The sequence below is a fragment of the Rhizobium anhuiense genome, from assembly GCF_003985145.1.
Lineage (GTDB): Bacteria > Pseudomonadota > Alphaproteobacteria > Rhizobiales > Rhizobiaceae > Rhizobium > Rhizobium anhuiense.
This window is the reverse complement of the sequence record NZ_ML133522.1, coordinates 402,076-427,684: the sequence shown is the minus strand read 5'-3', so window position 1 is coordinate 427,684 and position 25,609 is coordinate 402,076. Positions and strand designations below refer to the sequence as shown.

21 protein-coding genes are annotated in these 25,609 nt (G+C 62.9%); 2 read left to right on the top strand and 19 right to left on the bottom strand.

Annotated elements, in window-relative coordinates; genetic code table 11:
• Positions 1–12 precede the first annotated feature (12 nt).
• The 9 genes from EEQ99_RS08135 to aqpZ all read right to left on the bottom strand — a co-directional run bounded on the left by EEQ99_RS08135 (position 13) and on the right by aqpZ (position 10,588).
• Entirely contained in the window at positions 13–549 is a 537-nt protein-coding gene (locus tag EEQ99_RS08135) for a DUF6886 family protein (RefSeq protein WP_127430210.1), read from the bottom strand.
• 91 nt (positions 550–640) lie between these two features.
• Complete coding sequence (recN, locus tag EEQ99_RS08130; RefSeq protein WP_097542153.1) at positions 641–2,314, bottom strand: DNA repair protein RecN; 1,674 nt, start codon at positions 2,312–2,314, stop codon at positions 641–643.
• Positions 2,315–2,319: 5 nt separating this feature from the next.
• Entirely contained in the window at positions 2,320–3,189 is an 870-nt protein-coding gene (locus EEQ99_RS08125) for an outer membrane protein assembly factor BamD (RefSeq protein WP_174824440.1), read from the bottom strand.
• A 257-nt stretch (positions 3,190–3,446) separates the two neighbouring features.
• The gene (lpxC, locus tag EEQ99_RS08120) at positions 3,447–4,403 is read right to left on the bottom strand and encodes a UDP-3-O-acyl-N-acetylglucosamine deacetylase (protein ID WP_097542152.1); all 957 of its coding nucleotides are present in this window, start codon (positions 4,401–4,403) and stop codon (positions 3,447–3,449) included.
• A gap of 262 nt (positions 4,404–4,665) precedes the next feature.
• The gene (gene ftsZ, locus EEQ99_RS08115) at positions 4,666–6,384 is read right to left on the bottom strand and encodes a cell division protein FtsZ (protein WP_047610929.1); all 1,719 of its coding nucleotides are present in this window, start codon (positions 6,382–6,384) and stop codon (positions 4,666–4,668) included.
• A 55-nt stretch (positions 6,385–6,439) separates the two neighbouring features.
• Positions 6,440–7,771 (bottom strand): cell division protein FtsA, encoded by a 1,332-nt coding sequence (gene ftsA / locus EEQ99_RS08110; protein WP_047610931.1) that lies wholly within the window; start codon positions 7,769–7,771, stop codon positions 6,440–6,442.
• Positions 7,768–8,700: a cell division protein FtsQ/DivIB gene (locus tag EEQ99_RS08105; RefSeq protein ID WP_063474594.1), complete on the bottom strand. Its 933-nt coding sequence runs from the start codon at positions 8,698–8,700 to the stop codon at positions 7,768–7,770. Before EEQ99_RS08105 ends, ftsA begins: the two co-directional genes overlap by 4 nt.
• Positions 8,688–9,614, bottom strand: a complete 927-nt coding sequence (locus EEQ99_RS08100) for a D-alanine--D-alanine ligase (RefSeq protein ID WP_097542151.1) — start codon at positions 9,612–9,614, stop codon at positions 8,688–8,690. The genes EEQ99_RS08105 and EEQ99_RS08100 overlap by 13 nt, the downstream gene beginning before the upstream one ends.
• 272 nt (positions 9,615–9,886) lie before the next feature.
• Positions 9,887–10,588 (bottom strand): aquaporin Z, encoded by a 702-nt coding sequence (aqpZ, locus tag EEQ99_RS08095; protein ID WP_280178063.1) that lies wholly within the window; start codon positions 10,586–10,588, stop codon positions 9,887–9,889.
• 210 nt (positions 10,589–10,798) lie between these two features.
• Between aqpZ and EEQ99_RS08090 the strand changes: the two genes are divergently transcribed.
• Positions 10,799–12,112, top strand: coding sequence for an MFS transporter (locus EEQ99_RS08090; protein ID WP_063474592.1), 1,314 nt, complete (start codon positions 10,799–10,801; stop codon positions 12,110–12,112).
• A gap of 114 nt (positions 12,113–12,226) precedes the next feature.
• Positions 12,227–13,156 (top strand): UDP-glucose 4-epimerase family protein, encoded by a 930-nt coding sequence (locus EEQ99_RS08085; protein WP_127430358.1) that lies wholly within the window; start codon positions 12,227–12,229, stop codon positions 13,154–13,156.
• A gap of 3 nt (positions 13,157–13,159) precedes the next feature.
• Here EEQ99_RS08085 and murB read toward each other — a convergent pair whose 3' ends face one another.
• The 10 genes from murB to ftsL are packed head-to-tail and all read right to left on the bottom strand — an operon-like array spanning position 13,160 to position 25,608.
• Positions 13,160–14,134, bottom strand: a complete 975-nt coding sequence (murB, locus tag EEQ99_RS08080; protein ID WP_063474590.1) for a UDP-N-acetylmuramate dehydrogenase — start codon at positions 14,132–14,134, stop codon at positions 13,160–13,162.
• Positions 14,131–15,546 (bottom strand): UDP-N-acetylmuramate--L-alanine ligase, encoded by a 1,416-nt coding sequence (murC, locus tag EEQ99_RS08075; RefSeq protein ID WP_063474589.1) that lies wholly within the window; start codon positions 15,544–15,546, stop codon positions 14,131–14,133. The genes murB and murC overlap by 4 nt, the downstream gene beginning before the upstream one ends.
• Positions 15,543–16,667, bottom strand: a complete 1,125-nt coding sequence (murG, locus tag EEQ99_RS08070; protein ID WP_097542149.1) for an undecaprenyldiphospho-muramoylpentapeptide beta-N-acetylglucosaminyltransferase — start codon at positions 16,665–16,667, stop codon at positions 15,543–15,545. The genes murC and murG overlap by 4 nt, the downstream gene beginning before the upstream one ends.
• A 6-nt stretch (positions 16,668–16,673) precedes the next feature.
• Positions 16,674–17,828: a putative lipid II flippase FtsW gene (gene ftsW / locus EEQ99_RS08065; protein WP_047610942.1), complete on the bottom strand. Its 1,155-nt coding sequence runs from the start codon at positions 17,826–17,828 to the stop codon at positions 16,674–16,676.
• Between the two features lies 1 nt (position 17,829).
• The gene (gene murD, locus EEQ99_RS08060) at positions 17,830–19,242 is read right to left on the bottom strand and encodes a UDP-N-acetylmuramoyl-L-alanine--D-glutamate ligase (protein WP_097542148.1); all 1,413 of its coding nucleotides are present in this window, start codon (positions 19,240–19,242) and stop codon (positions 17,830–17,832) included.
• Positions 19,243–19,249: 7 nt separating this feature from the next.
• Positions 19,250–20,350 carry a phospho-N-acetylmuramoyl-pentapeptide-transferase gene (mraY, locus tag EEQ99_RS08055; protein ID WP_003541415.1) on the bottom strand — a complete coding sequence of 367 codons (1,101 nt, stop codon included), beginning with the start codon at positions 20,348–20,350 and terminating at the stop codon, positions 19,250–19,252.
• A gap of 22 nt (positions 20,351–20,372) precedes the next feature.
• Positions 20,373–21,806 carry a UDP-N-acetylmuramoylalanyl-D-glutamyl-2,6-diaminopimelate--D-alanyl-D-alanine ligase gene (locus EEQ99_RS08050; protein ID WP_063474587.1) on the bottom strand — a complete coding sequence of 478 codons (1,434 nt, stop codon included), beginning with the start codon at positions 21,804–21,806 and terminating at the stop codon, positions 20,373–20,375.
• Complete coding sequence (locus tag EEQ99_RS08045) at positions 21,803–23,323, bottom strand: UDP-N-acetylmuramoyl-L-alanyl-D-glutamate--2,6-diaminopimelate ligase (RefSeq protein ID WP_063474586.1); 1,521 nt, start codon at positions 23,321–23,323, stop codon at positions 21,803–21,805. The genes EEQ99_RS08050 and EEQ99_RS08045 overlap by 4 nt, the downstream gene beginning before the upstream one ends.
• Before the next feature lie 6 nt (positions 23,324–23,329).
• Entirely contained in the window at positions 23,330–25,090 is a 1,761-nt protein-coding gene (locus EEQ99_RS08040; protein WP_047610954.1) for a peptidoglycan D,D-transpeptidase FtsI family protein, read from the bottom strand.
• Entirely contained in the window at positions 25,090–25,608 is a 519-nt protein-coding gene (gene ftsL, locus EEQ99_RS08035) for a cell division protein FtsL (RefSeq protein WP_063474585.1), read from the bottom strand. Before ftsL ends, EEQ99_RS08040 begins: the two co-directional genes overlap by 1 nt.
• Position 25,609: the final 1 nt, after the last annotated feature.

Sequence of the window (25,609 nt, the reverse complement as noted above, 5' to 3'; positions counted from 1 at the left end):
AGGAAGATCAGTCTACCCATCCTGTTCCCAATCCCGCGCATTGCGCAGCCGGATGCCGCTGACATGCAAGCCCGTGTCCCAAAGGCTCTTCAACGGCGCAAGACTATCGACCACTCTGAGCTCCACGCCGCGCGGCGCAAACTCGCGGTCGAGCCGCGAGATGGCGGTGCGCTCGGTGGGAACAACGCGTCTGCGGGCCACCCACATGCCGGCATCATCCAGATCCTCGAAATCTCCAGCCGGCAGCTCGTAGCGATGGATCGTCTCCGCCGAGAGCCTTTCCAACCAGTGACGCTCGACATAGGCCGCGGCCCGGCAATCCCTGAGCCAGTGCCGCCGCTCGGCCTCCGGCGTCCTGGGTGTCGCCCAGATCAGGATCCGCGGGCAGTCGCGCGGAAAGAGATACATGAAGTCATGGTCGCCATCGATCGCCCAAACGAGTGGACCGTTCAGCCATTCCCGGCCCGCCGGGCGGATTGAGGGTACGCGAACCGGGCGCGGTTCGAACACCGCAATGTCGGGATCATCGCTGAAATGGAAAAGGCGCATGGCAACAGATCGGCGCGGATCGGAATGTGACGGATAGCGCAAAGCGAGATGTTCGTCACCGCCGTCGGCCTTACCGACAGCCGAGTTGCGATCAGCCGTTGCCGGCCAGCAGCCGCTTCGCCGCCGCCCTCGCCTCTTCGGTCACCGAAGCCCCGGCCAGCATGCGGGCGATCTCCTCGGTGCGGTCCTTCTGCGCCATCGTCGCGACGCGCGTAGCGATCTTTTCGGATCCCTCGGCAGCCGGTCCCTTGGAGATCAGAAGATGCGTCGCCGCCCTTGCTGCGACCTGCGGCGCATGCGTGACCGACAGCACCTGCACCCTCTCCGACAGCCGCTTCAGCCGCTGGCCGATCGCATCGGCCACCGCACCGCCGACGCCGGTGTCGATTTCGTCGAAGACCAGCGTCGGGGCAGATCCGCGATCGGCGAGCGCCACCTTCAGCGCCAGCAGGAAACGTGAGAGTTCGCCGCCGGAGGCAACCTTCATGATCGAGCCCGGCCGCGTGCCGGGATTGGTCTGGACATGGAACTCGACCACATCGATGCCTTCAGCCAGGGCCTCGTGCGCATCGGTGGTGATCTCGACCATGAAACGGGCGCGTTCGAGCTTCAGCGCCGGCAGCTCGGCCATGACAGCCGCAGCCAAGGCGATACCGCCATGATGGCGCTTGTCGGAGAGCGAGCGCGCCGCGGCATCGTAATTTTCCCGGGCCAGGCCGACCTCGGCTTCGAGCCGCGCCAGCCGCTCCTCACCCGCATCGAGATCGGCAAGGTCGGCGATCATGCGGACGGCAAGCGCAGGCAGCTCGGTGACGGGCACGGAATATTTGCGCGAGGCGGCCCGGAGCGCAAAAAGCCGCTCCTCTACCCGCTCCAGTTCCTTCGGATCATATTCGGTCTTGCGCAGCGCCGCCTCGACTTCCATCTGCGCGTTGGAAAGCTGATCGAGCGCGGCATCGAGCAGCGCCACCGTGTCTTCGAGCAATCCCGGCGCCTCATGGCTCTTGCGCTCCAGCCGGCGCACCAGCGAGGCAATATGGGGCACCGGCGAGGCATTGCCGTTCAGGAACTCGGAGGCCTCGGCGATATCGCCGGCGATTCGCTCGGCCTTCATCATTTTCTGCCGGCGGTCGGCGAGTTCTTCCTCCTCGCCATCCTGCGGCGAGAGCTTCTCGAGTTCCTCGACGGAAGAACGCAGATAGTCGGCTTCGCGCGCCGCACTTTCCACCTTCTCGCGGTGCTTCTTCAGCGTCCGCTCGCTATCGCGCCACAGCCGATAGAGCCGGGAGACCTCCGAAACCTCGTCGGTAAGGCCGGCGAAGGCATCGAGCAGAGTGCGGTGGGCATTGGTGTCGACCAAAGCGCGGTCGTCGTGCTGGCCATGGATTTCGACCAGCATTTGACCGGCCTGGCGCATCAGCTGCACGCTGACCGGTTGGTCGTTGACGTAGGCCTTGGTGCGCCCGTCCGCCGATTGCTGGCGGCGAAAGATCAGATCACCCTCGTCATCGATGCCGTTTTCACGCAAGAGCATGCGGGCGCCGTGATCCATGCCGACGTCGAACACAGCCGTCACCTGGCCCTTGTCCTCGCCATGGCGCACCAGGTCGCCGTCGCCGCGCCCGCCGAGCGCCAGCGACAGGCTGTCGAGCAAGATGGATTTGCCCGCCCCGGTCTCGCCCGTCAGCACGGAGAGGCCGGTCTCGAAGGCAAGATCCAGCCGCTCGATCAGGACGATATCGCGGATCGAAAGCTGGATCAGCATTGGCCTCAGGAACCGAGAAGAAGTTTCTTGCCTGCCGCAGCGATCCACGAGCCCTTGTTCTCACGCGGCTCGGCACCACCGGTCTGCAGCAGCTTGTAGGAATCGGCGTACCACTGGCTGTCGGGATAATTGTGACCCAGAACGGCAGCCGCCGTCTGCGCCTCGTCGACGATGCCCATGGCGTAATAAGCTTCGACGAGACGCGCTAGGGCCTCTTCGATCTGGTTGGTGTTCGGATATTTCTCGACGACGATGCGGAAGCGTGAGATCGCGGCGAGATATTCCTTCCGCTCCATGTAGTAGCGGCCGATCTGCATTTCCTTGCCGGCGAGCTGGTCGCGCGCGAAGCGGATCTTCGCCTGCGCGTCGTCGACATATTCGGAGTTCGGATAGTTGTCGATGACAGCCTGCATCGCCTCGATCGTCTTGGCCGAGGCGCGCTGATCCTGCGTCACGTCGACGATCTGTTTGGAATAGGTGAGACCGATGAGATACTGCACATAGGCGGCATCCTGGGACTTCGGATATTGCGACATGTAGCGGTTGCCCGAAGCAAGCGCATCGTCCAGACGCCCCTGGCGGTATTTGACGAAGGTGCTCATCACAAGCGCCTTGCGCGCCCATTCGGAGAACGGGTTCTCGCGGTCGATCGCGTCGAACTTGCGCGCCGCTTCGGCCATGTTGCCGGCCTTCATATTGGCAAGGCCCTGGGTGTAGAGCACATCCGGCGGATCGGTTTCGAGGCCGAGCTTGGTGATGTCGATATCAGGGTCCGACTGGCAACCGGAGATCGCGGCGCCTGCGCTGAGCACCAGAAGCGATGCGAACAAAGCACGCGCTGTCTTCATCATACCTTCAGATCCTGCATAACCCATTCGAAAGAACCCCACTGCCGCCGCTCGCTCCACGGCAGCCACGCCTCGCTGGCGTTTCTAGCCACAAATGTGCATCAAGAGCAACGCAATGATAAGGCATTAACGCATTTTTGTGGCAGCCGCCGCAGAATGACCGGGCTTTTCATCTTCTTCCCGACCTGTGGCAGTCATGCATCTGCCTATTGCCGACGACGCGGCGGATATAAAAAAACCGCCTCCGGGAAAGAGGCGGCCTGGTCTTGAGAATGTGCTGGAGGTCATGCCGACCAGGGAGCGAATTCCGAAGCGCTAACTGCGATCAATTCGCGGGCAGCGACGCGCTGGCGCGGCGTCGACGTCTCCACGACCTCGTAGGCGGAGGGGTCGGCGAGCAGCGCCTTCAGCGCATTGGCGTTCATCTTGTGACCGCCGCGATAGGAACGGTAGCAGCCGATGAACTGGGCGCCGGCAAGCGACAGATCGCCGACGGCATCGAGCGTCTTGTGGCGAACGAATTCGTCCTTGGCGTAACGCAGCCCTTCGACGTTGATGACGGTGTTGTCGTCCGAGATGACGACGGAATTTTCAAGCGAGGAGCCGAGTGCGTGGCCCGACGCCCAGAGACGCTCGACATCGCGCATGAAACCGAAGGTGCGGGCGCGGGAAAGCTCTGCCTTGAAGACGGCGGCGTTCATGTCGCCGGCCCACTTCTGCCGGCCGATCAGCGGGCACTCGAAATCGATTTCGACTTCGAAGCGCGTCCCGTCATAGGGACGGAATTCGCTCCAGGAGCCGCCATGCTCGATTCTGACCGGCTTGGTGATACGGATATAGCGGCGCTTGACGCCGAGCGAGACGAGACCGACCTGCTCGATTGCCTCGACGAAGGGCAGCGAGCTGCCATCCATGATCGGCATTTCGGAGCCCTGCACCTCGATCACCACATTGTCGAGGCCGAGCGCATAGATGGCGGCCATGACATGCTCGATCGTCGCCACCGAATGGGCGGGCGAGAAGCCGAGCACGGTGCAGAGGTCGGTATTGCCGACCTGCGAGGAGACGGCCTTGAGTTCGGTGATGTCGCCATTGTCATGCAGGCGCTGGAAAACGACGCCGGTGCCCGATTCGGCCGGGTTCAGGGTGATCGAGACATCAGCGCCCGAATGCACTCCGATGCCCGAAAGCGTTACGGGACGCGATACCGTCGTTTGAAAACCCAGCAAGCCAATTGCCATAAATTCTGCCTTTTATTCTTCCGTACCGGCGGCCTGTCCGATCGGCACGGTCATCGTTCATTCTGCAGCAGGAGCCTGTCGAAAGGTCTCCTAGGGCAGTTTCATTGCACCATACTTACGTGCGCCGGCGCTCCAATCCAAATCACTGTTTCTTTCGCTTTGTTACGAAGTCACGCAATTGAAATCACTTGCGAATCGCAGCCAGAAAAACGGCAATGCCCGGGACCTTGATCCCGGGCATGAACGGTGCCGAAGCACGGTATCAGTTCGACTGGCGACGCAGGAATGCCGGGATTTCCAGCTGGTCGTCTTCCTGCATCATCCGGGCCTGCGGAACCGCGCGGCCCTGGTCGTCGAGGTTGCCGCGACGCGGTGCGTAGAGGCTCGCCTCCGGCGACAGCGGACGGCGCTGCTGCGAAGCAGCCGGCGGTGCGGCGGTCATGTCGGCGGCAACGGCGTCGTCGTCACGGCGGCCAAGCGAATTGGTGATTCGCTTGAGCAGGCCCATCGGACCGCGCTCTTCCGCCGCATGCGCGGAGGCCGGCTGCGTGCGGTGGTCGAGTTCGGCCTGGACGACCGGCGGGAAATCCTCGACCTTCGGCATGCGCACCGGTTCGGGCGCCTGGCGGATGATCGGCTCCTGCCGGACCGGCTGCTGCTGAACCGGCTGGCTTATCACCGGCTGGCTCATGACGGGTGCCGGAGCCTGCTGCTGCACAGGGGCAGGACGCATTGCCGGAGCTTCCGGCGCAGGCGCGAAGATCTTGCTCTGCGGACGGAAGGTTTCCTGCTGTGGAGCCGGCTGCTGCAGCGGTGCGGCAGCACGCGGGGCCGGAATTTCGAGCTCGCGTTCCATCTCGGCTTCGCGGATGGTCTGCGCGATCGGATCCATGGCCTTCGGTGCCTGCATCACGGGGGCAGGCTGAACTGCGGCCGCTGCCGGAGCAACAGCCGCGGAGGGACGGATAGCGGGCCTTGCTGCCGGCTGGAGGTTCCGCTCGGCGGCTTCGTTCATCGCCCGGTCGATGCCGGTTGCGACGACCGAGACGCGGATGATGCCTTCGAGCGATTCGTCGAAGGTGGCGCCGAGGATGATGTTGGCGTCCGGATCGACTTCCTCGCGGATGCGGGTCGCGGCTTCGTCGACTTCGAAGAGGGTGAGGTCGCGACCGCCGGTGATGGAGATCAGCAGCCCTTGAGCGCCCTTCATCGAGGTTTCGTCGAGCAGCGGATTGGCGATTGCAGCCTCTGCGGCCTGGAGAGCGCGGCCGGAGCCGGAGGCTTCGCCGGTGCCCATCATCGCGCGGCCCATCTCGCGCATCACCGAGCGGACGTCGGCGAAGTCGAGGTTGATGAGGCCTTCCTTCACCATCAGGTCGGTGATGCAGGCAACGCCGGAATAGAGAACCTGGTCGGCCATGGCGAAGGCATCGGCAAAGGTCGTCTTGTCGTTGGCAATGCGGAAGAGGTTCTGGTTCGGAATGACGATCAGCGTATCGACAGACTTCTGCAGTTCCTGAATGCCCATCTCAGCCAGACGCATGCGGCGCCCGCCTTCGAAATGGAACGGCTTGGTGACGACGCCGACCGTCAGGATGCCCTTGTTGCGGGCTGCCTGCGCGACGACGGGAGCCGCACCCGTGCCGGTGCCGCCGCCCATGCCGGCGGTGACGAAGCACATATGCGTGCCGTTCAGGTGATCGACGATCTCATCGATGCACTCCTCGGCAGCCGCGCGGCCGACTTCCGGCTGCGAGCCGGCGCCGAGGCCTTCGGTGACGTTGACGCCGAGCTGGATGATGCGCTCGGCCTTCGTCATCGTCAGCGCCTGCGCATCCGTGTTGGCGACGACGAAGTCGACGCCCTGGAGGCCGGCGGTGATCATGTTGTTGACGGCATTGCCGCCACCGCCGCCAACGCCGAACACGGTGATGCGCGGCTTCAGCTCTGTGATGTCAGGCTTTTGCAGCTTGATGGTCATGGTACCTGTTCCTTCTCTCTCTGGCCGCATCGCCACGCCGGCCAATTACTCAATTTCAGAAGCTTTCCTTCAGCCACTGGCCCATACGGGCTATCCGGCTGTTATTTCCCCCAAGCGACATGAGCAGACCGCTCTGTGACGCATGTGTCTCCATGTCCGCGACCTGCGGATAGATCATCAGGCCGACGGCCGTCGAAAAGGCCGGGCCCTTGGCCGCCGTCGGCAGCCCCGAGACGCCCATCGGGCGGCCGATGCGGACGTTGCGGGCAAGGATGCGCCGCGCCACATCGGCAAGACCGGTCAGCTGGCTCGCCCCGCCCGTCAGCACGACGCGTTTGCCGACGATCGGGCTGAAGCCGGAGCGCTGGATACGGTCGCGAATCAGTTCCATCGTCTCCTCGATTCGGGCCGATACGATGCGCGAAACCAGCGCCCGCGGCACCTGCGACGGCTGGTCGCGATCGTCCTCGCCGATCGGCGGGATCGAGATCAGCTCTCGCTCGTCGGAAGAATTCGAGAGGGCCGTGGCATGCACGACCTTCAGCCGCTCGGCATCCTCGATGCGGGTCGAAAGGCCGCGCGCGAGATCCGTGGTCACGTGATGGCCGCCGAGGCCGACGGCATCCGTATGAACGAGCTTGCCTTCGGCAAAAACCGAGATCGTCGTCGTGCCGCCGCCCATGTCGATCGCCGCGCAGCCGAGCTCGACCTCGTCGTCGACGAGAGCCGCAAGGCCGGATGCATAGGGCGTCGCAACGATGCCCTCGACCGACAGATGCGCGCGGTTGACGCTGAGTTCGAGGTTCTTCAGCGCCGAGCGCTCCGCCGTGACGACATGCATGTCGACACCGAGCGCGTCGCCGTACATCGCCAGCGGATCGCGGATGCCGCGCTCGCCGTCGAGCGAGAAGCCGGTCGCCAGCGAATGCAGCACCGAACGGTCCTGACGCAGCGACTGCTGGCAGGCGGCCGACAGCACCTTCTTCAGATCGTTGAGTTCGACTTCCTGACCGCCGAGATCGATGGTCGCGGTGTAGATATCGCTGCCGAGGCGGCCGGCCGTCAGATTGACGATCAGGCTCTCGACGGTCAGCCCCGCCATGCGCTCGGCCGCGTCGACGGCAAGACGGATGACGCCTTCCAGCGCGTCGAGATCGGCGATGACGCCGGTCTTGATGCCGCGGGAACGCTGATGACCGATGCCGATGATCTCGATATTATGGGTGCGGCCCGGCAGGATCTGGCTTTCCTCGCGCGGCGTCAGCCGGCCGATCATGCAGACGACCTTGGTCGAGCCGATGTCGAGCACCGAAACGATATGCGACCGCTTCGACGAAAGCGGCTTCAGGCGCGGCAATCCGAAATGGGACGAACCGAACAAGCTCATATATTCTGCCCCGCCTTCTTCAATTCTTTCGTACGCTCCGTCACAACCGCCTGCCGGCGAACCGCCGCTTCCGGCGTCAGCTGGATCGCGGTTCTGTCAGGCAATCTCAGATCGACCGCAGCGATGTCCCGCTCGAGCAGCTGATGCTCCTTGTCGAACGTCGAAAGCGTCGCCAGTGCCTGGTCGATACCGTCTTCCGGCAGCTTGACGACGACGCCGTTGTCCATATGCAGGTCCCAGCGACGGCCGGATATCCAGACGTAGGCCTTCACGCGGGCCTTCACGTCGGGCCATTTCGAGAAGGCGTCGTCGAGTGATGCCGCCGCCGTTTCCGCATCGCGGCCGACGACCAGCGGTAGCGCCGAAAACTTGTTGTCGCGCAGCGGCGCAATGACGCTGCCGTTCTTCTCGATCAGGGAAAGCTCCTGCCCGTGCTGCCAGATCGCATAGGCCTGGCGCTCCTTGAGCTTCACTTCGATCGTCTTCGGATAGATCTTGCGAACCTCGACATTTTCGACCCAGGGAAGATGCGCGATTTTCCGGCGGGCGGCATCGACGTCGAGAGCGACCAGCGAGGTCGTGCCGTCGAGGCCGATCAGCTGCAGGATCTCGATTTCGGACGTCTCCGAATTGCCGGAGACCTTCACGTCCTCGATCGCAAAGCCTGCCGCCGTCGTTGTCGCCTGGGCGACGGCTTCGGTGTGGCCGCCGAGCGACATGCCGTAAAGCCCTGTCGCAGCCAGGAAAGCCAGCGCCGAGACCGTGCCGGTATGGGCTGGAATGTAGATGCGGCCGCTGCAGAGGCTGATCAGGAAGCGCGTGACCCGGCGCAGCGGGCGCGGCAGCACGAACCGCTCTTCGGCTTCCATCATCGGAAGCACGGCATGATGGCTGGGACGCCCTAACCTCTTGACCGTCAACGCAAACAAGACGCGTCCTCCACCATCCACCGGAGAAACTGACCAAAGGAATAGCCGGCATGACCGGCCATTTCGGGCACGAGCGAAGTTGGAGTCATGCCTGGCTGGGTATTGACCTCCAGCCAGATAATTTCGCCGTCTTCGGAGAAACGATCGTCGTAACGAAAGTCGGACCGACTGACGCCGCGACAACCGATTGCCTGATGCGCCCTTAGGGCCAATGTTTGTATTTTTTGGTAAATATTCGGTGAAATTTTCGCAGGGATGACGTGTTTTGAACCGCCCGCCGCGTACTTGGAGTCGTAATCATAAAAATTGTGTCCCTGCGGCACCACTTCCGTGACACCGAGCGGCGTTTCGCCCATGACACCACAGGTGAGCTCGCGGCCGTAGACATAGCGCTCGACGAGTACTTCCTCGCCGTAACGCCACTCGGGGGAGTTGACGACCTGCGGCGGATGCGCTTGGTCTTCGGTGACGATGACGACGCCGAAGCTCGAGCCCTCGCGGACCGGCTTCACCACATAGGGCGGCTTCATCGGGTGCGTCGCGGGGAAGGCGAAACGATTGACCACCTGCGATTCGGCGACCGGAATGCCGGCGGCGGCTGCAACAAGCTTCGCCTTGTCCTTGTCCATCGCCAGCGCCGAGGCAAGCACGCCGGAATGCGTATAGGGAATTTCCAGATATTCGAGGATGCCCTGGATGGTGCCGTCCTCGCCGAACGGGCCATGAAGCGCATTGAAGACGACATCGGGCTTCAGCGCGGCGAGTTTCTCGGAAACATCGCGCGCGACGTCGATCGTCGTCACGTCGAAGCCTTCAGCTTCGAGGGCTTCTGCGCAAGCCTTTCCCGAGGAAAGGCTGACCGGCCTTTCCGAGGAAAATCCGCCCATCAGGACAGCGACATGCTTGCGACTCATCAACACCCCCAAAAATAACTTCCATTCTCGAAAGCGACGCTTGCGCGAAGCTGTCTGCTCCGTTTCAGGCCTTTGTCCGACCTGCACGCATTAGAGCATCATTATGGTTAATGAAGTGTTTACTTTCGTTAACTCCGTCTTGCTGCGCCCTTCATTTTTTAACTTTCACCTCTTCGGAAATGTCGAGCGAGGATGCCCGCCGATCCGCGGAAAGAGAAAAGCCCGCGCAGAAAAACCACGCGGGCTCAATGGGATAGTTCGATATCTTGCAGTCAGTCGGCGTCGTCGAGGAATTTCCACACCAGTCCGCCGAGCGCACCACCCGCAAGCGGCGCAATCCAGAACAGCCAGAGCTGTTGCAGCGCCCAGCCGCCGACGAAAAGCGCCTGGCCGGTGGAACGTGCCGGATTGACCGAGGTGTTCGTCACCGGGATGGAAATGAGATGGATCAGCGTCAGCCCGAGGCCGATCGCAATTGGCGCGAAGCCGGCAGGCACCCGGCTGCTGGTCGATCCCAGGATGATGATCAGGAAGAACATGGTCAGCAGCACTTCGATCAGCAGCGCCGAAAGCATTGAATAGCCGCCCGGAGAATGATCGCCATAACCGTTGGCGGCAAAACCGCCGAGCTCGAAACCCGCCTTGCCGCTGGCGATAAGATAGAGCACTGCGGCCGCGGCGACGGCGCCGACAACCTGGACGACGATATAGGGAACCAGGCGCGCGGCGGGAAACCGGCCGGCGACCGTCAGACCGAGGGAAACGGCGGGATTGAAGTGACCGCCCGAAATGCCGCCCACGGCATAGGCCATGGTGAGCACGGTCAGGCCGAACGCAAAGGCCACGCCGACAAAACCGATCCCCAGTTCGGGAAAGGCCGCTGCCAGCACGGCGCTGCCGCATCCGCCGAAGACCAGCCAGAATGTGCCAAGAAACTCGGCAACAAGACTCTTTTGCATGCGCGCCTCCTCCATTTCAACCAAAGGGTTAATAATGCTTCAGCCACAATTTGATTCCGGTCAAGCGCGCCGGCATGCGCGCAGCAAGCTTCACGCAAGGAGCGAGAAACCGCAGGTTCGAGACGCGATGCTTGCGACGCGAGGAGACGTTTTCTTAGATCTGAAATTGCGTTAAGACCCGCCGGCCTCCCAAGGCGTTCCATAGACACACTGATTGGAATGAAAATGACAGACGCGATCTCCGCATCGCCGACACCTGCCTCGAACAGCGCGCAAGTCAATTCTCCGGCTCGCGTTCTCATCGCCAGCCTTGTCGGCACCACCATCGAATTCTTCGACTTCTACGTCTACGCGACGGCAGCCGTCCTCGTCTTCCCGCATCTCTTCTTCCCGGCAAGCGATTCGAACGCCGCAACGCTGCAGTCGCTGGTCACCTTCTCGATAGCCTTCTTCGCCCGCCCCATCGGTGCCGTGGTCTTCGGCCATTTCGGCGACCGCATCGGCCGCAAAGCAACGCTCGTCGCCGCGCTGATGACGATGGGGCTTTCGACCGTCCTGATCGGCATGCTGCCGGGCTATGATTCGATCGGCATCGCAGCACCCTTGCTGCTGGCGCTTTGCCGCTTCGGCCAGGGGCTTGGCCTCGGCGGCGAATGGGGCGGCGCCGTTCTGCTCGCCACCGAAAACGCTCCTCCCGGCAAGCGCAGCTGGTACGCCATGTTCCCGCAACTCGGCGCGCCGATCGGCTTTATTCTTTCCTCCGGATTTTTCCTCATCCTGGCGGAAACGATGAGCAACGAGGATTTCCTCGACTACGGATGGCGCATTCCCTTCATCGCCAGCCTCGCCCTTGTCGCTGTCGGCCTCTATGTCCGCCTGAAGATCGCCGAAACGCCGGAGTTCCGCAAAGCCGTCGAAAAGCACGAGCGCGTCGCCGTGCCGATCGAGGTGGTCTTCCGCGGCCATCTGCGCAGCCTGATCCTCGGTACCTTCATCGCCGTGGCGACCTTCGTGCTGTTCTACCTGATGACGGTCTTCACGCTCTCCTGGGGCACGACACCTTTGGAAAAGGGCGGGCTCGGTTATACCAGAGAGCAGTTCCTGGTCGTCCAGCTTGTCGGCGTCGTCTTCTTTGGCCTGACGATCCCGCTTTCCGGCTGGCTTTCAGACCTCTATTCGCGCCGCATCATTCTGTCGCTGACGACGATTGCCATCGCAATCTTCGGCTTCTTCTACGCGACGCTGCTGACCAGCGGTCTGACCGGCGCCTTCCTGTGCTCGATCATCGGCCTCGCTTTGATGGGCTTCACCTATGGTCCGATCGGCGCGGCTCTTGCAGCGCCCTTCCCGACCATGGTGCGCTACACCGGCGCCTCGATGACCTTCAACCTCGGTGGCATCTTCGGCGCCTCGCTCGCCCCCTATATCGCCACCTGGCTCGCCACCCACTACAGCCTGAACTATGTCGGTTACTACCTTGCCGCCTCGGCTGTGATCTCGCTGGTCTGCATCCTGCTGTCGGGCCGCGAAGAAGTCTGAGCCTCGGATAACCAATCAACGAAAAGCCGCGACGGCCACCGTCGCGGCTTTTTTATTGATACCGTGGGCACTTCAGGCTAACCGGAGCAGTCACGGCAAAACGGGGAACAGATGATGCGATGCCTCATTACCGGCGCGGCCGGCTTTGTCGGTGGCCCCCTCGTCGAAAGGCTGCATAAAGAGCGGATATGGGAGCTTGCGGTAACCACCCGCTCGGCCGCCGCCAGCTTCCCGGCGGATGTGCGGCATTTTCCCATCGAGATAACCAGCGAAACCGACTGGACGGCAGCTCTCGACGGTATCGATGTCATTGTCCATCTCGCTGCCCGCGTTCACATCATGGATGACCGCGCGGCCGATCCTCTGACGGAATTCCGCCAAATCAACACTGCCGCCACGCTGAATCTCGCCGAGCAAGCCGCCCGCGCGGGCGTAAAAAGGCTCGTCTTCATCAGCAGCATCAAGGTCAATGGTGAAGAGAACGACCGGCCTTTCCGGCACGACGACACGCCGATGCCGGTTGATCCCTATGGTATTTCGAAGCTGGAATGCGAAATCGGGCTGCATGAAATCTCCGCCCGAACAGGCATCGAAATCGTCGTCATTCGACCGCCGCTCGTCTATGGGCCCGGTGCCAGGGGCAACTTCGCCCTGCTCGTCGGACTTGTCCGGAAGAAGATACCGCTCCCCTTCGCCTCGCTGAAGAACCGCCGGACATTGGTCGCGCTTCCCAATCTCGTCGATCTGATCGTCACGGGCATGACGCATCCGGACGCTGCCGGCCAGACCTTTCTTGCAGGCGATGGGGAAGATCTGTCGACCCCGGGGCTTATCGAAGGAATTGCCGCAGGCTTGGGCGTCAAGCCGATGCTGCTTCCCTTCCCTCCCGCCTTGTTGCAGATGGGGGCGAGAGTGACGGGAAAGAGCGCCGTCTACCAGCGTCTTTGCGGCTCCCTGCAGGTCGACATATCCCATGCCCGCGACGTGCTCGGCTGGTCGCCCGTCGTCACGCCGCGCGAGGGCCTGAAGCTTGCGGTGAATTAACCGTTATTCGCTCGTGACACCCTGGAATGGGCGCACTTCCCGGCCGGGCATGAAGACGCCGAAGCGTTTGATTTCCCACTCGAGCTTGATGCCCTCTTTCTCGAAGACTTCGCGGCGCACCTGTTCGCCGAGATATTCGAGATCGTAGCCGGTCGCCTGCCCCATATTGATCATGAAGTTGCAGTGAAGCGACGACATCTGCGCTCCGCCGATGACGAGGCCGCGGCAGCCTGCCTCGTCGATCAGCTTCCAGGCCGAATGGCCAGGCGGGTTCTTGAAGGTCGAGCCGCCGGTCTTTTCGCGCACCGGCTGCACCGTCTCGCGGTGATTGCGCACAGCATCCATCTCGGCACGAATCTGCGCCCGCTCTTCCGGATAGCCCTCGAACAGCACGGAGGTGAAGATCAACTCGCTGGATGCGGTCGAATGGCGATAGGAATAACCCATCTCGGCATTGCTGAGCACATGCTTGTTGCCTTTGCGATCCAATGCATGGACCTCGATCAGCCGCTCGCGCGTTTCCACGCCGTTGGCGCCGGCATTCATCCGCGCCGCGCCGCCGATGCTGCCCGGAATGCCGTAGAAGAAATGGAAGCCGCCGATACCGTTATCCATTGCCATCGCCGCCACATGTTTATCAGGGCAGATGGCGCCGGCCAGGATGCGGTTTTCGCCGGCAAGCTCGACGAAGCCGAACCCCTTGGCGGACAGGCGCAGCACGACGCCGGGAATGCCGCCGTCGCGAACCAGGATGTTGGAGCCGACGCCGACCACAGTCAGCGGCACCTCTTCCGGCAATATTTTCAGGAAGGCGATGAGATCGTCGATGTCATGCGGCTGGAACATCAGTTCGGCCAGGCCGCCGGCCCTGAACCAGGTGACGCGGTCCATGGGGGCATCCGGCGTGATACGGCCGCGGATATCCTTTACACCGTCTCCGAGAGACGCGAGAAGCTTTTCCCCATTCACCTGTTTCATACGGACTTTCCCGAAAGGCCTTCCAGTTGTTTGGGCAGCGCCGCTGCCCAGGATGTGATGCTCCCAGCCCCCAACAGAACCACGAAATCGCCAGGCTTTGCAACCTCCGAGACCATCTGAGGCAGAAGTTCCGCCGAGGTGAGAAAGCGGGCGTCGCGATGGCCGCCAGATTTTATGCGCGAAACCAGCGACACGGAATCGATACCCTCGATCGGATCCTCACCCGCTGCGTAAACAGGCGCGAGGAAGATGCTGTCGGCATCGTTGAAGCAGGCGGCGAATTCCTCGAAGAGGCTGGCAAGACGGCTATAACGGTGCGGCTGGTGAACCGCGATGATGCGCCCCTTGCAGGCTTCGCGGGCAGCGCGCAGCACCGCCTTGATCTCGACGGGATGGTGGCCGTAATCGTCGAAGATCTGCACTCCGTTCCATTCGCCGGTCAGCGTGAAGCGCCGCTTGACGCCGCCGAAGGAAGCAAGCCCCTTGGCGATATCGGCGCTCGATATGCCGAGCCGGTTGGCAACGGCAATCGCCGCCGTGGCGTTGGAAATATTATGCCGGCCGGGCATCGGCATGACCAGCCCCTTGAGCTCGATCACCTGGCCGGTGCGGCGGCGGCGGATTTCGACGTCGAAGATCGAGCGCGTGCCGTCGATGCGCACATTCGTGAAGCGCACGTCGGCCTGCGGATTCTCGCCATAGGTGATGATCTTGCGGTCCTCGATGCGGCCGACCAGCGACTGCACCTCCGGATGGTCGAGGCACATGACGCCGAAACCGTAGAACGGCACATTCTCGACGAACTGCCGGAAGGCGGCGCGCACCGCATCGAAATTGCCGTAATGGTCGAGATGTTCCGGGTCGATATTGGTGATGACGGCGACATCGGCCGGAAGCTTCAGGAAGGTGCCGTCCGATTCATCGGCCTCGACCACCATCCACTCGCCCTCGCCCATGCGGGCATTGGTGCCGTAGGCGTTGATGATGCCGCCATTGATGACGGTCGGGTCGAGCCCGCCGGCTTCGAGCAGCGTCGCGACCAGCGAGGTGGTCGTCGTCTTGCCATGCGTGCCGCCGATGGCGATCGCATTGCGGAAGCGCATGAGCTCTGCCAGCATTTCGGCGCGGCGCACCACCGGCAGCAGCTTTTCGCGCGCGGCGATGAGCTCCGGATTGCTCTTCTTGATCGCCGTCGAGACGACGACGACTTCGGCGTCACCCAGGTTTTCCGCCCGATGGCCGACGGACACCTCGATGCCCTTCTCGCGCAGGCGCTGGACATTGGCGCTGTCGGCCTGGTCCGATCCCTGCACCTTGTGGCCGAGATTGTGCAGCACCTCGGCAATGCCGCTCATGCCGATGCCGCCAATGCCGATGAAATGGACGAGACCGATCGCCTTTGGCAGTTTCATGCGCGTGTCCTCTTGAATTCCGCAATTGTCCGTCCGGCGGCAATAGCCTCAACCATGTCGGCAAGCAAGTTCGCGGCATCGGGTTTGCCGGCGAGTTTCGCCGCCGCTGCCATGTGCGAAAGCTTTTCCGGATCGTTCATGACAGCCGTCAGGATCGCCGCGATTTTCTCCGGCGATAGTTCCGACTGGGCAATCACCTTCGCCCCGCCGGTCACAGCGAGTGCTGCGGCATTGGCCGCCTGATCGTGATCGAGAGCATGCGGGTAAGGCACGAGCACCGCCGGCCGGCCGATGACCGAGATTTCCGAAACCGTCGAGGCGCCCGAACGGCAGATGACGAGATGCGCTTTCGCCAGCCGTTCCGCCATGTCGGTGAAGAAGGGAGCGATATCGGCCCCCATCTCCAGCTTGGCGACGCAGCCGCTGACCATTTCCATATCTTCGGGACGCACCTGCTGGGTGATACGCAGCCGCACGCGAAGCGCATCGTCGAGCAGGCTGATCGCCGTCGGCAGCGCCTTGGAGAAATATTGCGCGCCCTGGCTGCCGCCGAAGACGACGAGGTTGAAGGCCTCACCGGGATGCGATGGCGTGTAAGGTACCTCGGCCGCGGCGATGATCGCCGGGCGGACCGGATTGCCCGTCGTCACCGTCTTGTCCGGGAAAGCGGCGCCGCCTTCGGGCAGAAAGCCGCCGGCGATGGCCTGCACGCGGGTTGCTAAGGCCTTGTTGGCGCGGCCCATCACGGCGTTCTGCTCGTGGATCATCGAGGGCACGCCGAGCCGGGTGGCGGCAAGCAGCGGCGGCACGGTGGGATAACCGCCGAAACCGACGACGATCACAGGCCGCAGCCGCTGGATCAGCTTCTTCGCCGCGCGCATGCCGCTCCACAGCGTCCACAGCGAACGGGCGACGGCAACCGGGTTCTTCGAGCCGATCGTCGCCGACGGCACGACATGGATTTCCTCGGCCGGGAACTTGCCGGCGTAACGCTCGGCCCGGCTATCCGTGACGAGATGCACCGAATAGCCGCGCTCCTTCAGCTTGAAGGCCAGCGCCTCAGCCGGGAATACATGGCCGCCGGTTCCCCCGGCGGCAAGCAGCACGATGCCTTTGCTCATAGTCCTCTACTCCGCCGGCATGCCGTGCGGGACGCGGAAGAGGCTCCGGTCCTGCGCACGCTTTTCCGGTCGATGGCGCGTCAGCGCCAGAATGAAGCCGGCAGTGACGCAGATCGCCACCATGGACGAGCCGCCGTAGGAAATCAGCGGCAGCGTCATGCCCTTGGCCGGCAGCAGTTCGAGATTGACGCCGATATTGATGATCGACTGGATGCCCATCTGCAGCACCAGGCCGGCGACGGCGAAACGGTTGAAATCGTTCCGCTCCCGATAGGCATGCGAGAGGCCGCGCAAGACCAGCACCGTAAACAGCGCAACGAGCGCCATGCAGAAGACGATGCCGAACTCCTCGGCCGCGACCGAGAAGATGAAGTCGGTATGGGCATCCGGGATGATGCGCTTGACGATACCTTCGCCCGGTCCCTGGCCGAACCAGCTGCCGCGGATGATCGCTTCGCGGGCGGTATCGATCTGGAACGTGTCCCCCTCGCCGGTCATGAACTTGTCTATTCGGCCGGCGACGTGCGGGAAGACGTAATAGGCGCTGAGCAGGCCGCCGGCGCCCCCGATGCCGAGCAGCATGATCCAGATCCACGGCATGCCGGCCATGAAGAACATCCCGCCCCAGACGGCCGTCGTCAGGATGGTCTGGCCGAGGTCGGGTTGCGCGATGAGAAGGGCGGCGACGATGCCGAACAGGATGATGGCGAAGAGATTGCCGGGGATTTCCGGTTGGCGCGCATGTTCGGCAAACAGCCAGGCGCAGACGACGACGAAGGCCGGCTTCATGAATTCCGACGGCTGGATGGAAAGGCCAGCGATCCAGATCCAGCGCCTGCCGCCCTTGACCTCCTGGCCGACGAACAGCACCAGCACCATCATGGCGATCGAGATGATCAGGATCAGGATCGCGGTTCGCCGCACCTGGCGTGGCGTCAGGAACGACAGCCCGAGCATGACGGCGATCGAGGGGATCATGAAGGCTGCGTGGCGCTTGACGAAATGGAAGGGTTCGAGCCCGATGCGCTCGGCAACCGCTGGAGAAGCCGCGAACGACAGCATGAAACCAATGCCCATCAGGAAGATGAACATCGCCAGGAAGAAGCGGTCGATGGTCCAGAACCAATCGGCCAGAGGCCCACGCTCCGCACGGCTTACCATGTCATTTCTCTCCTGTTGCCGGACCGATCAGCATCGCAATCCCGTCAAGCGCTGCCACGTGGCCGACGAAGGCATCGCCCCTGACTTCGAAATTCTTATACTGATCGAAGCTTGCGCAAGCCGGGGATAACATCACGGCCGAAGCACCGCTTTCGTCGCGCTCGGCATCGGCTGCAGCGTGCGCGACGGCGCGCTCCAGCGTACCCGAGATCTCGTAAGGCACGGCCTCGCCGAGCGTCGCAGCGAATTCCGCCGCCGCCTCACCAATCAGATAGGCCTTGGCGATGCGTGGAAAATAGGGAGCAAGCGTCGTAATGCCACCTGCCTTCGGCAGACCGCCGGCGATCCAGTAGATGCGATCGTAGCTCGAGAGCGCGGGTGCGGCGGCATCGGCATTGGTGGCTTTGGAATCGTTGACGAAAACGACGCGGCCACGCTGGCCGACCGGCTGCATGCGGTGTTTCAGTCCCGGAAACGAGGTGAGCCCGGCGCGGATGTCGGCGGCGGAAACTCCCACGGCAAGGCAGGCGGCGACGGCGGCGGCGGCATTCTGCGCATTATGGCTGCCGCGCAGCGTCTGGATGCCGTCGAGATCGGCGAAAGGCAGCATGGCGCCGCCGGCGGCCTGGATGAGCCTCGTGCCCTCGGCATAAATGCCGTCAGCCACCACGTTCCGGCGCGAAATGCGGACCACCTTGACACCCGCCCGCTCGACGCGGTCGGCGATCAAGACAGAATGGCTGTCGTCGGCACCGACGATCGCGACATCGCTGCCGGCGACCAGCCGTTCCTTGATATCGGCATAATGCTGCATCGTGCCGTGACGGTCGAGATGATCGGGCGTCAGGTTGAGCAGGATTCCGGCCGAAGGGTTCAGCGTCGGCGCCAGATCGATCTGGTAGGAGGAGCATTCGACGACGTAGTAGCGCCCGGTCTTCGGCGGATCGAGCGTCAGCACGGCCGTGCCGATATTACCGCCGAGCTGCGTGTCGTAGCCTGATGATTTCAGGATATGGGCGATCAGCGCCGTGGTGGTCGACTTGCCGTTGGTGCCTGTTATGGCGATGAAGGGGCAATCGGGCGCATGGGCGCGGCGCTCGCGCACGAAGAGCTCGACATCGCCGACGATATCGACGCCCGCCGCGCGCGCAAGATCGACGGTCCAATGCGGCTTCGGATGGGTGAGCGGCACGCCGGGCGACAGCACGAACAGCGCCTGCTGGCTCCAATCGATGGTGTGCAGGTCTTCCGTCCGGATGCCTTCGGCCGCGGCCTTGGCGACGCTGTCGGGATTGTCGTCCCAGGCGGTCACATCGGCGCCGCCTGATATCAGAGCCCGGGCGGTGGCAAAGCCGGAGCCGCCGAGCCCGAAGAGCGCGACCTTCCTGTCCTTGAACGTCGTGACCGGGATCATCGCCGCCTCACCGCAGCTTCAGCGTCGAGAGGCCGAGCATGGCAAGGCCGACGGCGACGATCCAGAAGCGGATCACCACCTGGCTTTCGGTCCAGCCTTTCTTCTCGAAGTGATGATGGATCGGCGCCATCAGGAAGACGCGCCGGCCGGTCATCTTGAAGAAGCCCACCTGGATGATGACCGAAAGCGTTTCGATGACGAAAAGGCCGCCGATGATCGCCATGACGATCTCGTGTTTGGTGGCGACGGCGACGGTGCCGATCGTGCCGCCGAGCGCCAGCGACCCGGTGTCACCCATGAAGATGGCGGCCGGCGGCGCATTGAACCAGAGAAAGCCGAGGCCGGCGCCGATGACGGCGCCAAGCACGACGGCAAGCTCGCCGGTGCCGGGCACGAAATTGATCTGCAGGTAGTTGGCAAACACCACGTTGCCGGCGAGATAGGCGATGACGCCGAAGGAGGCGGCGGCGATCATGACAGGCACGATGGCAAGCCCGTCGAGGCCGTCCGTCAGGTTGACGGCATTACCGGCGCCGACGATGACGAAACCGCCGAAGACGACGAACATGATGCCGATATTGATCATGAAGTCCTTGAAGAAGGGAAACGCGATCGAGGAGCCGAAGGTCGAACCGGCAATTCCCGAGGCAAGAGCGGTGCGCATCATGAAATAGACGGCGATGCCGGCAATGACGAATTCGATGCCGAGGCGCGCCTTGCCGGAAAAGCCCATATGGCTCTGCTTCGTGACCTTCAGATAATCGTCGTAGAAGCCGATCGCACCGAAGCCCAGCGTCACCAGCAAGGTGGCGACGACGTAGACGTTGGAAAGATCGGCCCAGAGCAGCGACGCGCCGACGATGCCGGCGAGGATCATCAGCCCGCCCATGGTCGGCGTGCCGGCCTTCTTGAAATGCGTCTGCGGCCCGTCGGCGCGGATCGGCTGGCCCTTGCCCTGCCGGATGCGCAGCGAGTTGATGATCGTCGGTCCGAACAGGAAGACGATCAGCGCTGAGGTGAAGAGAGCGGCCCCTGTGCGGAAGGTAATATATCTGAACAGGTTCAGAAACTTGAAATATTCCGACAGTTCGACAAGCCAGATCAGCATTCAGGGCCCCTTGTTTACCCGATCAAAGTTCGCGTTGCGTGTCGGCAAATGACGGGAACTTGTCAAGGAGCGCGGCGACGATCTTGCCGAAACCGATGCCCAGAGACGATTTCACCATCAACACGTCGCCTGGCGCGACCGAGTTCAATACATAATCCGTCAATTCGCTCGTGTTCTCGCGATATTCGACATGGACGCTCTCCGGCAGCGATTCCTTGAGCGCAGCCATCTCGGCTCCAGCGAGCCAGACATATTCGATGCCGGCAGCAAGCAGCGGCACGGCGAGGTCGGTATGGACCTTCTGCGCATAGTCGCCCATCTCCAGCATGTCGCCGAGCACGGCGATACGGCGTCCGCGGCCGGTCGGCTCGGAGGCAGCCAAGAGTGCGATCGCCGCACGCATCGAGGCCGGATTGGCATTGTAGCTCTCGTCGATCAGCGTGAAGCTGCCGCCGCCGATCGAAAGCCGGTGGCGCTTGCCCCTGCCCTTTTCCGGCTTCAGCGTCGCAAGCGCTTCGATCGCCTTCTCCATGTCGGCGCCGACGATCCTGACGACCCCGAGGGCTGCCAGCGCATTCTCGGCGATATGGCGGCCGGGCGCGCCGATCGCGACCTCCAGCGTCTCGCCGCCGATCGTCAGCCACAGCGTCGAATTCTCGTCGGAGCCATTGAACTCTGCGAGCCGGAATTCGGCCTTGGCATGCTGGCCAAAGGAATGGATATGCTCGATGCCGAGCGACTGCGCCGTGCGGTCGAGGAAATTGAACTGGTCGTTGTCGCGGTTGAGCACAACATGGCCGCCGGGTTCAAGTCCCTCAAAGATCTCGGCCTTGGCGGCGGCGATTTCCTTGATGTTCTTGAAATTGCCGAGATGCGCCGGCGCGATCGTCGTGATGATGGCGACATCGGGACGGATCATCGCCACCAGCGGCCGGATCTCGCCGGGATGGTTCATTCCGACTTCGAAGACGCCGTAATCCGTATCCGCAGGCATGCGCGCCAGCGTCAGCGGCACGCCCCAATGATTGTTGAAGGAGGCGACGGAAGCATGCACCTTGCCGGAAGGCGACAGCACATGCCGCAGCATTTCCTTGGTGGTCGTCTTGCCCACAGATCCCGTCACCGCGATGATCCGGGCCTTCGAGCGCTCGCGCGAGGCAAGGCCGAGACGGCCGAGTGCCGCAAGCACATCTTCCACGACGATCATCGGCACCGTCAGCCGACCCATGGCCGGAAGCCTCGCCTCGCTGACGACAAGAAGGGAGGCACCGTTCGCCATCGCCATCGACGCGTAATCGTGACCGTCGACACGATCACCCTTGATCGCGAAGAAAGCCTCTCCTGGAGTAATCGAGCGGCTGTCGATGGAAATGCCGGTGATGCCTTCGGGCAGAGTGCCGAAGGGGCGCCCCGCCATCGCTGCGATCATGTCTTCGGTCGTCCAGAGCCAGCTCAAGATTTCAGTTCCTCCAAGGCCTTGCGCACCTCCGCATGATCGGAAAACGGCAAGGTGACGCCGCCGATCGTCTGCCCTTCCTCATGCCCTTTGCCGGCGACGATCAGCGTATCGCCGGATCTCAGCATGCCCACAGCCTCGCGGATCGCCGTGGCGCGATCGGCGATTTCCGAGGCGCAGCCTGCTGCCGCCATGATCTCCGCCCGGATCGAAGCCGGTTCCTCCGAACGCGGATTATCGTCGGTGACGATGACGACGTCGGCAAGCCGGCAGGCGATTTCGCCCATGATCGGCCGCTTGCCGCGGTCACGGTCGCCGCCGCAGCCGAAGACGACGACGACGCGGCCGGTGGTGAAGGGTCGCACCGAGCCCAGCACGTTTTCCAGAGCATCCGGCTTGTGGGCATAGTCGACATAGGCGAGAGCGCCATCTTTCGTATGGCCGACGAGTTCGAGACGGCCGGAGGCGCCGACGAGCTTCTCCAGCGCCGCCATCGCAACCTTCGCGGCCACGCCAGTCGACATGGCAAGCCCTGCCGCAACAAGCGCGTTGGCGACCTGGAAATCGCCGGCCAGCGGAATGTCCACCTCGAAGATCTCGCTGCCGATATGGATCTCGGCCGTCTGCTTGTGGCGGAAGTGCTCGACGCGCTTCAAGGAAAGATAATTGCCCTTTCGCCCGACGGTACGAACGTCGTGACCGGCATCGGTCGCCGACTTGATCGCCTGCGCCGACCACGGATCGTCGGCGAAGATCACCGCCGGCGACCCCTTCGGCAGCAGCGTATCGAAAAGCCGCATCTTGGCGGCCATATAGGCTTCGACGGTCGGATGATAATCCATGTGGTCGCGGCCGAGATTGGTGAAGGCGGCGGCGGCAAGCTTGACGCCGTCGAGACGGCACTGGTCGAGGCCGTGGCTGGAAGCTTCCATCGCGGCATGCGTCACGCCTTCTTCGGCGAGTTCCGCCAGCAGCTCGTGCAACGACACCGGATCGGGCGTCGTCAGCGAGCCATATTCGTTGCGCGTCGGCGAGACGACCCCCGTCGTACCGATCATCGCGGCCGCATGGCCCGCATGCGCCCAGATCTGCCTGACGAAGGAGGCAACGGAAGTCTTGCCCGCCGTGCCGGTGACGGCGACCATGGTATCGGGCTGCCTGCCGTGGAAACGCGAGGCGGCGATGGAAAGGAAGCGGCGCGGTTCCTTGACCGCAAGCACCGGGATGGAAGCATCGATAGCTTGAGAGGCGATCGCGACAACAGCGCCGCGGCCGGCGGCATCCGCGATGAAACCCACGCCGTCCGCCTTGGTGCCGGCGACTGCGACGAAGGCATTGCCCGGCGTCACCTTGCGGCTATCCGAAGACAGGCCTGAGATATCAATCAAGCCTGCCGGGCCTTCGAGCTGTGCTTCAAGTTCCGGAAACTGATCTCCGGCCAGGTCTCGCAATTTCATCGAATGCACTTTTCTCTCTTGAAGCCGGTTCACCCCTCGCGAATCGGCGTCGATATTCATTCACACTCAATAAGACACCAGCAAGGCCGAACCGCCCTCCCCGAATTTCGGCTCGATGCCGAGAATGGGGGCTGCGCGGCTGATGATCTCACGAGCGATCGGGCCGGCCGTACCGGCAGAGATCGTTCCGCCATATTGCTTCTCACCGGTCTTCGGCTCGTCGCAGAAGGTGATCACGGCGTATCTGGGATCATTGATCGGGAATGCGGCAATGAAGGAATTGAAATTCAGCGTCGCCGAATAACGCCCATTCACCACCTTGTCGGCGGTACCGGTCTTGCTGCCGACGGCAAAGCCCGGCACGCGGGCGACACGTCCGGATCCCTTGTATCCGTTGAAGTCGAGGAGATAGCGGATGTTGTCGCTGGTCGACTTCTTGATCACCTGCGTGGCGATCTGATCGGCCTGTTCGCGCGTGCGCGGCAGGAATGTCGGCTCGATCAGCTTGCCGCCGTTGACGAGGGCGGCGGCGGCGACCCCTGTCTGCAGCGCTGTCGTCGAGACGCCGTGGCCAAAGGAAATCGTGATCGAATTGATCTTCTTCCAGACACGCGGCTGGCTCGGCATCTTCACTTCGGGCAGCTCGGTCTGCATCTTCGTCAACAGGCCGAACTTGGTCAGGTAGTCCTTCTGCGCGTCGATGCCGACGATGTCGATGACGCGCGCCGTACCGATATTCGAAGAATACTGGAAAATCTCGGGGACGGTCAGCCAGCGGCGCTGCCCGTGAAAATCGTGGATGGTGAAGCCGCCGATATAGATCGATTTGCTGGCGTCGAAACTGTCGGTCATTTTGACCTTGCCGGTGTCGAGCGCCATGGCCAGCGAAAAGGTCTTGAAGGTCGAGCCCATTTCGAAGGTGCCGTTGGTCATCCGGTTGAGCCAACCTTCCTTGGCGCCTTCCTGCGGATCGTTCGGATCGAAATCCGGCGCCGACGCCATCGCCAGCACTTCTCCCGTGTGCACGTCGATGACGGCGGCTCCCGCCCCCTTGGACTGGAAGTTGTTGACGGCGTTGACGACCGCGTCGCGGACGATGTTCTGCACGCGCAGGTCGATCGAAAGCCGCACCGGCTCGAGCGGCTGGTCACTGGTCATGCCGACCGAGGCGAGATCGGCAAGTCCCTGGTCGTCGATATATTTCTCCATGCCGGCGACGCCGCGGTTGTCGATGTTGACGTAGCCGAGGATATGCGCGGCGGTCGAGCCGCCCGGATAGAAACGGCGCTTCTCCGGACGGAAGCCGATGCCGGGAATGCCGAGCGCCAGGATCTGGCTCTGCTGCTTCGGCGTCAGCTGCCGGCGCAGCCAGGCAAAATGCGAGGTCTTGACCGAGAGCTTCTTATAGGTGTCCCTGACGTCGAGTTCGGGCAGCACCGTTGCAAGTTTCTCGACCGCCTCATCGGCATCGACGATCTTGTTGGGCTCGGCAAACAGCGAGACGGTACGGATGTCGGTCGCCAGCACCTCGCCGTTGCGGTCGAGAATGTCGGGGCGCGAGGCCATCAGCCGGTCGGGCGGCAGGATGCTGGAGACGACCTCCTGATCCTTCATCGCATATTCGACGAGACGTCCGCCGATAATGACGTAGACACCCATGAAGCCCAGGATCAGCAGGCCGACGCGGCTTTTCGCCTGTCCTGATTTTTTCTTGCGCGATCCCTCGATCGCCAGGCCGGCGGGCGAAGGACCGCCGAACCGGTTATAGACGCCGGCGGAGAAATGCGCCTGGCTCTTCAAAACCATGATGCGGGAAAGAAACGACATTATTCCACCGACCCCGTTTCGATCTCGTCTGCGCCTGCGTCGTCCTCCGCCCCGCCATCAGGCGCCACTGCGCCGTGCGGCTCCGCCGCGCCACGCGGCGCAGGCTGGGGAATGGGCTGTATCTTGGAGGTACCAGTCGCGCCTTTGGCGCTGGCCACGGTCGCGCCCTTGGCGCCCGCTCCGGCCGCGCCGTTGGCTTTGGCCTCCGTCACGTCGGGCACGGGAACCTCGGATTTCAGCATCGGCAATTCCTTGGCATGCACCAGCGCCGTCGACGCCGTCGGCTGCAGCTGCAATTCGTCATTATAGGCCTTGACCAGCCGCTCCAGCCGGTTCGGCTGCGATTGCAGCGCCCAGTCGGCCTTGAGGAGGTCGATCGTATCCTTCTCGAGCTTGATCTCGGCTTCGAGGCGATGAACCTCCTCGAGCTTCAATTCGGCGCGATGTTTGATCGTGTAGGTCACGGCGGCGGTGGCCGTCATGACGCCGATGAGCACGAGATCGAAGGTTTTCAGCATA

Coding starts and splice junctions, on each gene's coding strand:
- EEQ99_RS08135 (WP_127430210.1), bottom strand. CDS start 549: ATGCGCCTTTTCCATTTCAGCGATGATCCCGACATTGCGGTGTTCGAA.
- recN (WP_097542153.1), bottom strand. CDS start 2,314: ATGCTGATCCAGCTTTCGATCCGCGATATCGTCCTGATCGAGCGGCTG.
- EEQ99_RS08125 (WP_174824440.1), bottom strand. CDS start 3,189: ATGGGTTATGCAGGATCTGAAGGTATGATGAAGACAGCGCGTGCTTTG.
- lpxC (WP_097542152.1), bottom strand. CDS start 4,403: ATGGCAATTGGCTTGCTGGGTTTTCAAACGACGGTATCGCGTCCCGTA.
- ftsZ (WP_047610929.1), bottom strand. CDS start 6,384: ATGACCATCAAGCTGCAAAAGCCTGACATCACAGAGCTGAAGCCGCGC.
- ftsA (WP_047610931.1), bottom strand. CDS start 7,771: ATGAGCTTGTTCGGTTCGTCCCATTTCGGATTGCCGCGCCTGAAGCCG.
- EEQ99_RS08100 (WP_097542151.1), bottom strand. CDS start 9,614: ATGAGTCGCAAGCATGTCGCTGTCCTGATGGGCGGATTTTCCTCGGAA.
- aqpZ (WP_280178063.1), bottom strand. CDS start 10,588: ATGGAGGAGGCGCGCATGCAAAAGAGTCTTGTTGCCGAGTTTCTTGGC.
- EEQ99_RS08090 (WP_063474592.1), top strand. CDS start 10,799: ATGACAGACGCGATCTCCGCATCGCCGACACCTGCCTCGAACAGCGCG.
- EEQ99_RS08085 (WP_127430358.1), top strand. CDS start 12,227: ATGCGATGCCTCATTACCGGCGCGGCCGGCTTTGTCGGTGGCCCCCTC.
- murB (WP_063474590.1), bottom strand. CDS start 14,134: ATGAAACAGGTGAATGGGGAAAAGCTTCTCGCGTCTCTCGGAGACGGT.
- murC (WP_063474589.1), bottom strand. CDS start 15,546: ATGAAACTGCCAAAGGCGATCGGTCTCGTCCATTTCATCGGCATTGGC.
- murG (WP_097542149.1), bottom strand. CDS start 16,667: ATGAGCAAAGGCATCGTGCTGCTTGCCGCCGGGGGAACCGGCGGCCAT.
- ftsW (WP_047610942.1), bottom strand. CDS start 17,828: ATGGTAAGCCGTGCGGAGCGTGGGCCTCTGGCCGATTGGTTCTGGACC.
- murD (WP_097542148.1), bottom strand. CDS start 19,242: ATGATCCCGGTCACGACGTTCAAGGACAGGAAGGTCGCGCTCTTCGGG.
- mraY (WP_003541415.1), bottom strand. CDS start 20,350: ATGCTGATCTGGCTTGTCGAACTGTCGGAATATTTCAAGTTTCTGAAC.
- EEQ99_RS08045 (WP_063474586.1), bottom strand. CDS start 23,323: ATGAATATCGACGCCGATTCGCGAGGGGTGAACCGGCTTCAAGAGAGA.
- EEQ99_RS08040 (WP_047610954.1), bottom strand. CDS start 25,090: ATGTCGTTTCTTTCCCGCATCATGGTTTTGAAGAGCCAGGCGCATTTC.
- ftsL (WP_063474585.1), bottom strand. CDS start 25,608: ATGCTGAAAACCTTCGATCTCGTGCTCATCGGCGTCATGACGGCCACC.